The organism is Moorena sp. SIO1F2, from assembly GCF_010672755.1.
Taxonomy (GTDB): domain Bacteria; phylum Cyanobacteriota; class Cyanobacteriia; order Cyanobacteriales; family Coleofasciculaceae; genus Moorena.
Window position 1 is genome coordinate 1 of record NZ_JAAHFV010000193.1, and the last position, 12,091, is coordinate 12,091.

At 43.7% G+C, this 12,091-nt stretch carries 12 protein-coding genes; 6 read left to right on the forward strand and 6 right to left on the reverse strand.

The features are described from left to right. The first annotated feature begins 319 nt into the window (after positions 1 to 319). Together F6J94_RS20815 and F6J94_RS20820 are read left to right on the forward strand one after the other, a co-directional pair. Positions 320 to 1,678 carry a DUF3370 domain-containing protein gene (locus tag F6J94_RS20815; protein ID WP_293043856.1) on the forward strand — a complete coding sequence of 453 codons (1,359 nt, stop codon included), beginning with the start codon at positions 320 to 322 and terminating at the stop codon, positions 1,676 to 1,678. A 741-nt stretch (positions 1,679 to 2,419) separates the two neighbouring features. Further along, positions 2,420 to 2,818: a response regulator transcription factor gene (locus tag F6J94_RS20820; protein ID WP_293043858.1), complete on the forward strand. Its 399-nt coding sequence runs from the start codon at positions 2,420 to 2,422 to the stop codon at positions 2,816 to 2,818. 136 nt (positions 2,819 to 2,954) lie between these two features. Here F6J94_RS20820 and F6J94_RS20825 read toward each other — a convergent pair whose 3' ends face one another. Beyond that, positions 2,955 to 3,119 carry a hypothetical protein gene (locus tag F6J94_RS20825; protein ID WP_293043872.1) on the reverse strand — a complete coding sequence of 55 codons (165 nt, stop codon included), beginning with the start codon at positions 3,117 to 3,119 and terminating at the stop codon, positions 2,955 to 2,957. Positions 3,120 to 3,438: 319 nt separating this feature from the next. On the opposite strand from F6J94_RS20825, the gene F6J94_RS20830 reads away from it, so the two are divergent. Next, the gene (locus tag F6J94_RS20830; RefSeq protein ID WP_070391148.1) at positions 3,439 to 4,002 is read left to right on the forward strand and encodes a DUF2854 domain-containing protein; all 564 of its coding nucleotides are present in this window, start codon (positions 3,439 to 3,441) and stop codon (positions 4,000 to 4,002) included. A 147-nt stretch (positions 4,003 to 4,149) separates the two neighbouring features. Here F6J94_RS20830 and F6J94_RS20835 read toward each other — a convergent pair whose 3' ends face one another. Then, positions 4,150 to 4,401, reverse strand: a complete 252-nt coding sequence (locus tag F6J94_RS20835) for a chlororespiratory reduction protein 7 (RefSeq protein WP_070391149.1) — start codon at positions 4,399 to 4,401, stop codon at positions 4,150 to 4,152. A 124-nt stretch (positions 4,402 to 4,525) separates the two neighbouring features. Here F6J94_RS20835 and F6J94_RS20840 point away from each other — a divergent pair, with 124 nt between their 5' ends. Then, positions 4,526 to 5,965 carry a YdiU family protein gene (locus F6J94_RS20840; RefSeq protein ID WP_367142250.1) on the forward strand — a complete coding sequence of 480 codons (1,440 nt, stop codon included), beginning with the start codon at positions 4,526 to 4,528 and terminating at the stop codon, positions 5,963 to 5,965. 66 nt (positions 5,966 to 6,031) lie between these two features. Here the strand turns inward: F6J94_RS20840 and F6J94_RS20845 are convergent, their stop codons facing one another. Together F6J94_RS20845 and F6J94_RS20850 are read right to left on the reverse strand one after the other, a co-directional pair. Continuing rightward, positions 6,032 to 6,580 carry a Fis family transcriptional regulator gene (locus F6J94_RS20845; RefSeq protein ID WP_293043861.1) on the reverse strand — a complete coding sequence of 183 codons (549 nt, stop codon included), beginning with the start codon at positions 6,578 to 6,580 and terminating at the stop codon, positions 6,032 to 6,034. A 206-nt stretch (positions 6,581 to 6,786) separates the two neighbouring features. Continuing rightward, positions 6,787 to 7,440 (reverse strand): sigma-70 family RNA polymerase sigma factor, encoded by a 654-nt coding sequence (locus F6J94_RS20850; RefSeq protein ID WP_071107622.1) that lies wholly within the window; start codon positions 7,438 to 7,440, stop codon positions 6,787 to 6,789. 185 nt (positions 7,441 to 7,625) lie between these two features. Here F6J94_RS20850 and F6J94_RS20855 point away from each other — a divergent pair, with 185 nt between their 5' ends. Continuing rightward, positions 7,626 to 8,351 (forward strand): L,D-transpeptidase, encoded by a 726-nt coding sequence (locus tag F6J94_RS20855; RefSeq protein WP_293043862.1) that lies wholly within the window; start codon positions 7,626 to 7,628, stop codon positions 8,349 to 8,351. A gap of 62 nt (positions 8,352 to 8,413) precedes the next feature. Here F6J94_RS20855 and F6J94_RS20860 read toward each other — a convergent pair whose 3' ends face one another. Together F6J94_RS20860 and F6J94_RS20865 are read right to left on the reverse strand one after the other, a co-directional pair. Then, entirely contained in the window at positions 8,414 to 8,971 is a 558-nt protein-coding gene (locus tag F6J94_RS20860) for a late competence development ComFB family protein (protein WP_293043864.1), read from the reverse strand. 1,137 nt (positions 8,972 to 10,108) lie between these two features. After that, positions 10,109 to 11,053, reverse strand: coding sequence for a M23 family metallopeptidase (locus F6J94_RS20865; RefSeq protein WP_293043866.1), 945 nt, complete (start codon positions 11,051 to 11,053; stop codon positions 10,109 to 10,111). 343 nt (positions 11,054 to 11,396) lie between these two features. Here F6J94_RS20865 and F6J94_RS20870 point away from each other — a divergent pair, with 343 nt between their 5' ends. Next, the gene (locus F6J94_RS20870) at positions 11,397 to 12,077 is read left to right on the forward strand and encodes a hypothetical protein (RefSeq protein WP_293043868.1); all 681 of its coding nucleotides are present in this window, start codon (positions 11,397 to 11,399) and stop codon (positions 12,075 to 12,077) included. The last annotated feature ends 14 nt before the right edge of the window (positions 12,078 to 12,091 follow it).

The following is a 12,091-nucleotide window of genomic DNA, read 5'->3' on the forward strand; positions in this document are numbered from 1 at the left end:
TCCCATAGGTAACCATAGCTAATTCAGTTCCTGACTGCCAGCGTGTGCGATCAGAACGTGCCTTGGTGGAAAGTTGGGCAAGGGAAACTTGGTGGTAAAGAAAAGTCATAGTTATAGATTCAATATATTCCCATGCCATACTGGAAAATTCCAGCTGACATCACTAAAACTCAGAATTCCCAGTTAGCCAACACCTGTGACTAAAAACCTGTAACTAACAGAGTTTCTGAACTTAGCAGATGGCACCCTGATCCAAATCTTGGCCTGTTCGCGTCTTTATGGTTTAACCACTTTTGGTTTAACTAAAACCCCATTATCCATGCTGCCATTTTTACTAAATTTCACCCTGGCTCAAGCCACCCCAGCACCAACACCTCAAGTAGAAATCGTGCAACTCCAAGAAATACGCCCTCTACCAGGACAACTAGATAATGTACCCGTATTCAACAGCAACAGTCCCGAACTAGTACAGACTGAAGGAATTTTACTGTCCACATTTCCCCCTTCTGACAAAGGCAACCCAGGGGCTCACTTAAACTTTCCATTTCAAGGGCGCTTTGATATCTTTGCCCACCATGTTGCCAAAGCACCCACCCTAGAGGATTTGCGCACCCTTTATCTGGGGATTATCCTCTACAATCCGGGCAAAGAACCAGTAACAGTCGATATTATTGAGGCAGCTAGTTACCTGAGTCAGCCTGATGCACCATTTATCGAATTACCCTCCCAATTAGATAATTCTTCCGGTAGAGTTTATGCTGGGCCTGGTAGCCGAGTGATGAGTGATATCCTGCGTGGAGGTAGGCAAGACGGATTTCCTGCCCAATTGGTGATTCAGGCTCAGCAAAGCCGCATGTTGCTGAATCTGCCAATTCCAGTGCGAACCTTGACACCACCGATTAATGGTCGCTCAACTTTGATGCGGTTATACAGTGATGGAAAGGTATACGCCGCTAGTCTTGCTCAGTATGCACCTTTAGATAGTGATGGCAATGAACGCTCTCCTACTATAGCTCAATGGCAGAATTTATTAGAGCAAGGAGAGTTAGCCGGACCACGCGATCGCGCCCCGACTGCTCCGATGGCTACTAGTGGTTCAATTATCTACGGTCGAGTGGCAGGAGTAGCCCGAGGCTCTAGATGGCAAGCTCAGTTAGTGGATAATCCTACTGCTCAATCTCTAACTATTCCGCAACCGGGAAAAGCCTTTTCCTACGGACTGAGTACCCTCCATCACGGCAGGTTAGGTACTGGTCAAATTCAGAGTGCGCCGATGTTAGTCCGTTATCCAGATACCGCCTATTTTGCCCATGGTAACTATGGGGTGCAATACAGCCTGACCTTGCCACTGATTAATCCCACCCGGGATACTCAAACGGTCACCCTGGCTATTGAGACACCAATTAAACAAGATCAAATCCAGGGAGGATTAAGGTTTTTAAAGGCACCAGCTAAGCAAATATTTTTCCGGGGGACAGTGCAATTGAGCTATAAGGATGATCAAGGTTTACCTCGGACGCGCTATGTGCATTTGGTACAACGGCGTGGTGAGCAGGGGGTAGCCCAAGTTAGGTTGCAGATGCCACCCCTTGACCAGCGACTGGTGCAAGTCGATTTTCTCTATCCCCCAGACTCGACACCCCCCCAAGTTTTAACTGTTCGGACACACCATCAATAAAAATCTGCCCATCTGCCCATCTTTGGATTTCCCGGTGCCTGGATCGGTCCACATTTTGATTATGGGTATTAAACCTAACTTGATATGATAGGGGTGTGGGAGAGTCGATAGTATTTGACACTCCCCGGCCTGAAGGCGCGGGGATTCTTAGTTCTACGACACGCCTTAAAATCAGTTATCCAGCAAAGGCAATACTTAAGCCAGATATCCGTTTAAAAACCAAATATCGAGCTTAATTTAACTAACCCCAGTGGGCTTGTCTCCCTAAGCGTTTAAGTACGTTCCCGTGTGCCCCACGGTACGCTAATTATTGAAAGTTGACTTTACCGGTTTGTCGGTATCCGCTAGGATCCATGCGTTTTATCGAGGTTTTTCGCGCCTCGTGTACTAGCATCTTGCGTGGAACGGGCATCCTGCCCGTAATTGTCGTTGGGGAGCTTGGCAGTACCGACGAATCCTGCCTGTGCTAGGCTACACTCTCATTGTACATTATCTCTGGAAAAGTCGCCCTAGAAGGGCGTTCGCGTAGCGTGGCCAAAGGCCAGGCTTGAGACCCACTTTTTTGGTCAGATCAGCTCCTAGGTATCAATGTAAATTGATATTGTAGTCAATGTAATAAATTCATGAAATGATCAGTTGATTATCTCGAAAGGTAGATAAAATGTTACAATCTAACTTATTAGACTGAAAAAGTCAAACAATGATCAGTGTCTTCCTATGTTTTCCTGTGAGCATCCTGCCTTGCGAGTTCTTGTAGTTGACGACCATGAATTAACTCGATATAGCCTTCAGTTAGCATTTTCTGCTCAGGAGAATATTGAGATAGTTGCTCTTGCTAGTAACGGGAAAGAAGCCATTGATATGGTAGAGTGCCATCGCCCGGATGTTATAGTACTTGATCTACAAATGCCTATGATGGATGGTCTCAGTGCAGCCACCCGGATCAAAAGTCTAGAGCCAGACACGAAAATTATTGCCTACTCTTCAGTAGAAGACCCCCAAATTGAGGTGATGAGCCAAACTGCTCCCGTTGATATCTTCTGTAGGAAAGATGTTGCCACCTCAGATCTAATTAATTTAGTTAGGAAAATGGGGAGGGATAAAGTTAACTGTCTACAACCACTAGCTAAAATCAGCTGAGAAACGAAAACTAAAATAAGGCGCTGCTAAACTAAGGAATTATGCAATTATAGTCAGCTGATTTCCTAATTATTTATTACCTTCAGTTATTCAATTAATCAGCAACGCCAATTTTTTTAGGAATCAGTTAGCCTTTCTATTCGGGGAAAGTACGCTTAAATTCATCGATTAGATCATCGAGTTCTTCCAGAGCCTGATTAACATCAATTCTGAGGGTTCCCAAATCGGGTTGCTCCAGAAGCCGTAACAAGGATTCCCGTTTACTCGTGATTAAGGTAATTCGCTCCTTAATTTTTTCCAACTCCATTTTTGACTGTCTCTTATTTACAATAATTTTATGATAACGATCAGATTTTATCATAAAAAGGGGGAATAAGGTATTTAAGAGAAAGACTTGGTGCAATTATTAATTCGTTCTTACTTGCCTGGAGTCGGGAATATCGGTCAAGCCAGTAATCAGAGTATTGGGTTGATGTAATGATGGGAAGATGGGGGATAGGGCAGATAGGAGTGGATAAAATTCACCCAAAACCATATATTGGTAATTTTGTCAACTTCTATGACTTGACCACCACTCTATGATAATAAAACTGGAGTTATTTCTGTTACATAGCTAAATAATGTTACCCCGAACTTCCCTAGGAACTGTAGGTCTAGTCATTGGTGGATTACTGACCGTAATCGGCTTTGTTGCCTACGCTACCGATAATGCCACCCTGAATCTAGTGGGATTCTTTTATGGAATTCCGATTCTACTAGGAGGTCTTGCCCTCAAAGCTGCCGAGTTAAAGCCTGTGGAATTAAGCCAACCAACAATTCCTGAAGTCCTGACGCTGCGAGAGCAAAGCGCCACCCCAATCCAAAACCAGATTCGCAAAGACGTAATGCGATATCGCTATGGTCAAGAAGCCCATCTAGATAGTTCCTTGGAAAGCCTTGGTTTATCTCCTACTGATGAAGAAAGACCTGTGTTGATGGGGTTACGAGAAACTTCGGTGGATGGTGCTTATGCCTTAATTCTCGAATTTGACTCCCCACTAATTCCTTTTGAGACTTGGCTCAAAAAGCAGGAAAAACTGGAAAACTTCTTTGGACCTGGTATTAGAGTAGATTTAACCGAACTTGAAGAAGACCAGGTGGATGTAGCACTAGTGGCAATACCCGAAGAAACCACCAGCGTCTAAAGACCTTACCTTTAAAGCTCCCCACTGTTACCTAGACGGGGATTCTCACTTTAAACAGTCTGTCATATACCGCCCCGTGACCCTGAGCGCCGAGTTGTTGCCTAGACATCGGCGCTCAGGGTTGCTGTTCTGTTGCCGGTATAGTTTTTAGAGGCGCACTACATACCATTGTAAATACTCTCCAGGTCCTACATCTAATTCACAGCTGGTCTCCATCAAATACTGTCCTTGCTCCTCTAAAGAGGTCAAATGCTGCAAATCCCTTGGCAAATCATCCTGACGATTTGCCAAGATTGCCATTAACTTTGACTTTAACTCCATTGCAGTCAGAATCACCTCTGGCTGATTAGTTTCGAGAACTACATACCCATCTTCCTGGAACATTATAGAATTAGGCATATCTTAGATCAAATCTGCTTTCTTCCTTCGTTTATAATCTTAGGATGTTTGTGATTTTTTGGGTCTTTGTGGTAACTAAAAAACTATTCATTTGCAAACCTATTCCCGTGCCAGCTACAAAACCCTGATCGATATGTTTCTATCTCTCAACTACGAGCCAGCCTTAGAATCCCTCGGATATGACTATTTTGACGAAGTAGCAGCAGCAGAATTTCCTAGGCATATCCTGCGGTTTCGTAACGACCAATTGTTACCCCGTATTGGGTTAAATCCCCAAGACACTAATGACCAAGACTTTATCCAAGCTTTCGGTAAATTTCAGGGAGTTCGACCTTTTTTAGCCCTGCGCTACCACGGCTATCAATTTGGTGAATATAACCCTAGACTAGGGGATGGAAGAGGTTTTCTCTATGGTCAAGTAAGAGGAATCGATGGGGAACTTTACGACTTCGGTACGAAAGGCTCTGGCACCACACCCTACTCCCGAACTGCTGATGGTAGACTGACCCTCAAAGGAGGGGTGCGGGAAGTACTTGCAGCTGAAGCGTTGCACCATCTTGGAGTTTTAACCTCCCGCTGTCTGAGCCTGATTGAAACTGGAGAGCAACTGTGGCGAGGTGATGAACCTTCTCCAACTCGCTCATCAGTTATAGTACGTTTTAGCCGTTCCCATATCCGGTTTGGTACCTTTGAGCGACTGCATTACTTTAAGCGTCCGGATTTAATCAAGAAGCTATTAGACCATGTGATTGAGCAGTACTACCCAAGCATAATCCCCCTCAGGGAGGATAAGAAACAGGAGCAGTATGCTCAGTTTTACGCTGAGTTGGTGGAACGAGTGGCTCGATTAGCAGCCCAGTGGATGGCAGCGGGTTTTTGTCACGCTGTCTTAAATACCGACAATATGTCGATTACTGGAGAAAGTTTTGATTATGGACCATTCGCCTTTATCCCCACCTATGACCCTCAGTTTACCGCTGCTTACTTTGACTATTACAGGCGCTACAGTTATGGCAATCAACCTGGAATTTGTCAGTTAAATTTAGAAATGCTTCAGAAACCGTTAGGGATGGTAATCCCAACATCGGAGATGGAAGCAGGTTTAGGGGAGTTTGGGAAACATTATTACCGCAATTATCGGCACTTGATGCTGAATAAACTGGGATTTGAACAGTTGCCAGAATCGGAAGAGTCAGAGTTATTGAGGTTAACGATTCAGTTCCTGCAAGATACTCAGGTTGGTTATCACGCTTTCTTTGCTGAATTAGCCCAACAGTTTGATAAGAGTTGGCGAGATGATGTTACTCAGATAATGAGCCGAGAATCTTTTTGGGAGTCAGATGCTCAGTATTCATCCCTAGCAGATTGGCGCAATTTATACCACCACCTTTTACAAAATTTATCAGTTGATCAGCTCAAGGATATGTCAGCACTTCTGCGAGATAAGAATCCGCAAACTGCTTTACTCAGACCTGTCATTGAAGCAGTTTGGGAGCCAATTACTCAGCAAGATAATTGGGAGCCATTTTATGAGTTGATCAGGAAACTACAAGGTAAACAATGAAAAAGCTAAACACTGAAATGGTGATTAGTTCCAAGCTGAGGCAATAACCATTTATCTCAATTTAATTTAATTCAAATTAAGATTGTTGACATTTCCATTAACTTCTGGTGTTAACCCTGACGGTCTAGGAGATGACACTGGAGCTAATGGTATCTCTAGCAGCGGTCGATTCAGAGCAATCCTGAGGGGTTCTGCTTTTGGCAATGGAGTTGGGTTAGTGGCCATCTGTGGCACTGGTGAGGGTCCATTAGGCACAATCATCGAAACTGCACCGACAAACATGGCAGCAAGGGCAGCACCACCCCAAACGAATTTTCGGCGATTCCGGCGGCGGTCAATCTTTGATAAAACTTGCTGTACCAGTTCTTCAGCTGGTTGCTCTGTTGGTGGGACGGGCATGGTTCGGAATGCCTGACGTAGCATCAGCAGTCGATTGTATAATCGTTTGGCCTCTGGGTCAGTTGCCAATAGCTGCTGCACATCAGAGCGCTCTGCTGATGTTACTTCCCCATCAACGTAGGCACTGATTAATTGAAAGCGATTGCGTTTGAGGGAATCCATATCTTTGGCAGATTCCTGCCCATAAGTGTTATCAGGGTTAAATTTAGAGGTCATTTTCTCATCACCAACGAGTCATCGTAAACTCCCCACACTAGATCTCCCATATTTTTTATATTAAGGGAATAACCAATACAGGAAATCCGGCGCTTTAGATAAAGATTTGAACAAGCTTGTCTTCTCAAATTATGGGATTTAGATAAAGATATGATTAAGCAAGCCTTGTAAAGATTTGATATATTATTAAGTAACTATACTGATGTTTAGGAATCTAGATAAGCTTGCAGGTGAGATTGCAATCTCGCTCTTGCTCTAGCAATTCTAGACTTAACGGTTCCGAGAGAAGCGCCAGTAATTTCGGCAATTTCTTCATAAGCCATACCTTCGATTTCCCTAAGGATAATGGTAGTACGAAACACTTCTGGCAACTCTGATATTGCCTTGTGCAGTTGCTCATAAAACTCTCTGGTCGTCATATCTTCTTCTGGACCAGGCTCTGCTGAAGCAATTTCCCAATCCATATCGCCATCATCCATATGACGTGGTGCATCCAGAGACAGGGGGTGGGCTACCCGCTTGCGTTTGCGGAGCTCATCATAGAACAGATTGGTGGCAATACGGCTTAACCAACCTTTGAACTTGACTGGTTCATTAAGTCGTTTAATATTACGGTAAACCCTAATCCACACCTCTTGGGCTAAATCGGACCGATCTTGCCAGTCTGGTGCCAAGTGATACAAAATCTTATCCACGTGGGACTGATACCGACGTAGTAGCTCAGCAAAGGCTGTGCGGTCAGGACTCATCCCTTCCTGACAGCGTAAAACCAAATCATAGTTAGAGAGTTTCTCAGGTTGCACCGGCAGTTGAGGAAGTGTTACCTCTGTTGACCAGGATAGAGAAATTGGTTGACTCATGATTGGAATAGCTTCTAAAACTTTCTTCCTCTCATTGACTCCCAACTTCTGCGATTGGTTCCCGCTCATCGAGCACTAGTCTATCTTACATTTTCACGCTTGTAGTGGACTGAGCCAGCAAACAGCCAATTAACTATTAAATTAACTAGTCATTTCCAATTAATTAACTATTAAATAAATTAATTATGGCCATAAGCAACTCAATTAACACTAGCTTAATGATATTTTGCTTTGGGTCAGCAGGATTGTTAATCTCAGCTACACTACCACAGCTTAAGCTGAAGCAACTTACACCTGAGATTAGCCAGGTCTTGCCAGCAACCTCTCGGTTGACCATAGCACGACTCGATACAGATAAGACGCTGACAAAAACCTCTTCAGTATACCCAGAACTGGAACCGTTGTCATCCGAAAAAACAGCCTCAGATCTGATCAAACCTCAGGTAACGCTAAAGAGACTGAAATCAAAAATTCCCAAGGTTTTACCAGCCACCTCTTATTTTACTGATGCAATTGCTGCTATTACTTACCAGGTAGTTGTGGATTTGAGTGATACTACGGTCTACTTGTACTGGGGAGAACAATTGCTCCAGAGCCACCCAATTGCTATTGGTAAACCCGGTTGGGATACACCCACTGGCAGTTTCAAAATTATTCGCAAACAACCCAACCCTATTTGGAAAGAACCGATTACTGGTGAACTCATACCTCCTGGACCTGATAATCCTTTAGGAGAAAGGTGGATTGGTTTTTGGTCTGACGGGCACCATCAAATCGGGCTTCATGGCACTGATGAAGAAGAGCTAATCGGCACAGCGGTTTCCCACGGCTGCTTACGGATGCTCAACCAGGATATTAAACAGTTGTATGAGCAGGTAAGTCTAGGAACACCAGTCATTGTGAGAGATTAAACATCTCAACCGAAAAATTGCCATTGAAAAGGGATTTTTAACCATCACCTGTTAACACTGACTCAACGTAATCCATTTGAGCCCTGAGGCTTTGGCTCAAAGTGTGGTGCAAACTCCTCTAACATATTACTAATCTGTTCCATCAGATCGCTGTTTTTTTTGCCGATTGCTTGGCGATCACCGCCAAAATCAGGTCGCTCTAGATATTTGGCTATGGCATCCTTGACTTGATGGTTAATTAAATCCATTAGGTCTTGCTTTGCTCTTTTACGCTGGTATTGAGCACCTTTTTCGGTAGTGGCATAGAGAGGGGGCAGTCTATTGAGGGCATAGGCAGCAATATCTCCTAGCTCCAGAAAGTGATCGCTCTTGTCTTCTATCTTGGTAAATTGATCAATTGCTTCGCTTAATACCAACTCTTCCATGACATTGATAAACTGCTTGCGAGCAGCTGTAACCACCTCACCACATAGAAGCGCCCCCATCAGTCTGTCTAATGCCATATATTCTTCAATGGAGAGTTCCGAAGCTGTGTCACAAAGGCGACCGACCTCACTCTCCATCAGGGGAGTTAAGTAGCCATCTTTCAACGCTTTTTCTACAATTTGCTCAATTCTCATGAGTAGATTTAATAGCTATTGATTTAATGGTCAAAATAATTAATAGTATAATCTAGGAATTTAGCTTCGTCTTTATCTGATTAAGCTGATCCCGATGGGTGAATCTGGGGGATTTCGTGAAGCGGAGTCAGTGGTTAGTGGGATTTCCTAGTAAAATCAAAAAAAGAGTAGGAGTAAGTTAGCCATAGGGCTTTAGCCTATGACTAGCTACAAACACGAGGAATTTATGGAGTAGTGGTCAATAACCACTAAATCCTAAGGGAAGGACAAGTTAACAGCTAACCAATAGGGAAAGGGCAAGAGTAAAGAAAATTTTTCCCTCTTGCCGGTTACGTTTACCGATACTTTTTAGCTACCAAAATCTACTTTGCCGATTTTAGCCCACTAATGCAAGCTGCTTAAGCAGCCAGGGGGTATCTCCCAAGGCCAAGATAGGTTTTGTTCCGCTCTTGGCGCAATTATCTGTGTTTAATAGAAAACGCAACCACTATCATGGTTTGCTTTTCGGCTTCAATTCAAGGAACCAGAATGTTTTCAATGACACTAGAAAACTAATCATTGTCTAACCTATTTTTGGAGATACTGCAAGATATTTGGAGAAAATCGTCAACAGTGGCTAGCCCTTTACCCTTGATGTTTAGATTTATCTATGATAGCAAATGTGCTGGCTTAGTTATAGTATAGGTGATCCAGGTGACATACTCCCGACGCTGACAAGCGCGGTACAGCGTGGGCTTCTTACCAACACCATCCAACGATATCGGCTTTCGCCGACGCTGCGCGAACGGTTACACGGGTTACTTTATTAACGACACGGTCAGAAGTTACCGTAAGGATAGGGTCGCCTTTATGGTTGGTAGGCTTAGGATAAAAAGGTTAAATCTTATTGATTAAGGCGACCCTATCTATCGGTTTCGTCTCCGGGATGCCCCTCCGCGCCGGAACAATACAACTCGTTCTATGTTTAGCTAGTAGGTGGCGGTTAGCTCTTAATTTGTTTCCCCTACTGTCCCTAGTATAGCCCATTGGCATTTCGACGTTCCGACCCTTGCCCCGCGCTTCCCATACGACACTTACCCAATGAAGGTAAAGTGCGGGGCTTCTCGCGGTTTAGCTAAGTGATGGGCTAGGGTCAGGTCAATTGATACCTTCCCATCTCCAGGGTACTGGGTCAACCGACTTACCGTGAACATAGAGACCCCAATGTAGATGAGGACCAGTGGAAGCACCTGTAGAACCAATGGTACCAATGACCTGGCCAGCTTGAACAAAATCCCCCTCTTTAACTTTAATTTCGCTCAAGTGCAGCATGATACTGAGTACCCCTTGACCATGGTTAATCCCTACGGTGTTCCCATGAACCCGGAAACCTTCAGACTCTCGTCCCACTAGTGCTATCCTTCCTGCTGCTGGTGCTACTACTGGTGAACCGAAGCGACCGGCATAGTCAACACCACGATGGTAGTAGTTTTTAGCATAGACACCGTTGTAGTAGCGACGAACACCGAAAACACTGGAGACACGAGCATTGTTGGGTCTATAGAATTTACCATTCCAGAATTTTTCTGGGGTCAATAATTTTTTAAACTGGGCAACCCGATTTAATTCAAATTGGGTTGCTGGGGCAGAGGCTTTGCCAGACAGCCAGATGCGTTGGACAGGGAAAGACCGATTCTGAAGTGGTACAGCTATGTTGTTAACTTTACCATCACCAGCCACTCGTAAAACCAATTTTCCTGGTTTATCTAATGGGGTAGTGGGTACTAAAGCGCGATAACGATTTGTCCCTGCTGCAAAAGTAGGATAGGTCTTTTGACCCATAGAAACGGTTGGTGGTGAACCAACTGTTTCGGTTTGAATTACCACTGACAAAGTATCGCCTAACTGGGGATTTTCTGGTTGAACTTGTACCTGTAAAGCTTGCACTGGTTGGCACAGGGCTACAAAACCCGATGCCAGGGCTATTGCTGTCGTTGTAATCAGGCGTTTGGCAAGGTGCTTTGCACTCAGAAGTGGGGTGGGACTAGAAGGAGAATAGTGCTCTAGCCCTGATAGTGAGCCATGAGAGGATAGTGATTTCACTGACTTATACAAAGCGCGACTATAGATTTTTATTCTTTAGCTACTGGGGCATAGACTATCATTTAGCCCAGTGTGTTTCCAATTCCATCTAGTTTGCAGATGAACGGGACCAAAGAAGATTGAGTCAGGTGCCATCATAAAAGGACATCTAACTAAGGTGGATAGTCTATCACACTAACGGTTAGGCTAACTCGGTGGATGGATTCTCTATATCAATCAATCCCAAACTATGAAATAGTTTTTTTTAAGGGTAACTCACGATTGCCAAACTAAGTCGAGGTTTAAATTAATGGACAGTTGGATCATCAAGCTCCATGACTTCATTGGTGAAATCCCATTCCTGGTGATTTCTTTAATTACAGCCGTAACATTTTGCTTTTGGTTAATTCCCTACACCACTGACTTGATGGTCAGCTGTGCAGCGGGTCTTGCTGGTGACTATTTAGGGCGCGAGCAACGCACCTTGGTGATTAACTCAAGTACCAACAATCCTGAGTTACTTTTAATGCTTGTCTCACTGGGATTAGGTAGGCTAGGAGGGATAGCTACCCCACTAGGCTCAAATTTTGCAAACATTTATCTTATGTTTTTTGTTGCTCCATTATTTGTTTTAGTTAAGTGGTTTTTTAAGAGGGATTTCAATAAGATATTAAATCTCATGACTCTAATCAATCGTGAAAAAAAGTTGGTAATTTGGCATTCAATTATGTCCTTAAGTATGTTTGGATTTGCCAGTATAGCCTATTGGTGCCTAACCGGAGGCTTTCAGTTTAATTATTTATCAGAAGACATCCCATTAAGAACATGGCACTGGTTATTAATCGGAGTGTTGATCTGTATAATTGGGATTGGGATATTTGTGTATTTTGAAAATAACTTGAAAAAGAAGCGCCCAGGATTATTTGAAGATATCACTGAGGAAGATTTTGAGTCAAACTGGTGGAAGTTTTTTTTAGGGACTATATCCCTGACGGTATTATGTTATGTTTTAAATGCCTTATTCTTGGCCAATACTGAACTATAGAGTTCAGTATAGGA

What these genes read in the sequence shown, in the direction of transcription:
- F6J94_RS20830 (WP_070391148.1), top strand. Translation starts at nt 3,439, where the DNA reads ATGTTACCCCGAACTTCCCTAGGAACTGTAGGTCTAGTCATTGGTGGA.
- F6J94_RS20860 (WP_293043864.1), bottom strand. Translation starts at nt 8,971, where the DNA reads ATGAGAATTGAGCAAATTGTAGAAAAAGCGTTGAAAGATGGCTACTTA.
- F6J94_RS20845 (WP_293043861.1), bottom strand. Translation starts at nt 6,580, where the DNA reads ATGACCTCTAAATTTAACCCTGATAACACTTATGGGCAGGAATCTGCC.
- F6J94_RS20815 (WP_293043856.1), top strand. Translation starts at nt 320, where the DNA reads ATGCTGCCATTTTTACTAAATTTCACCCTGGCTCAAGCCACCCCAGCA.
- F6J94_RS20855 (WP_293043862.1), top strand. Translation starts at nt 7,626, where the DNA reads ATGGCCATAAGCAACTCAATTAACACTAGCTTAATGATATTTTGCTTT.
- F6J94_RS20835 (WP_070391149.1), bottom strand. Translation starts at nt 4,401, where the DNA reads ATGCCTAATTCTATAATGTTCCAGGAAGATGGGTATGTAGTTCTCGAA.
- F6J94_RS20850 (WP_071107622.1), bottom strand. Translation starts at nt 7,440, where the DNA reads ATGAGTCAACCAATTTCTCTATCCTGGTCAACAGAGGTAACACTTCCT.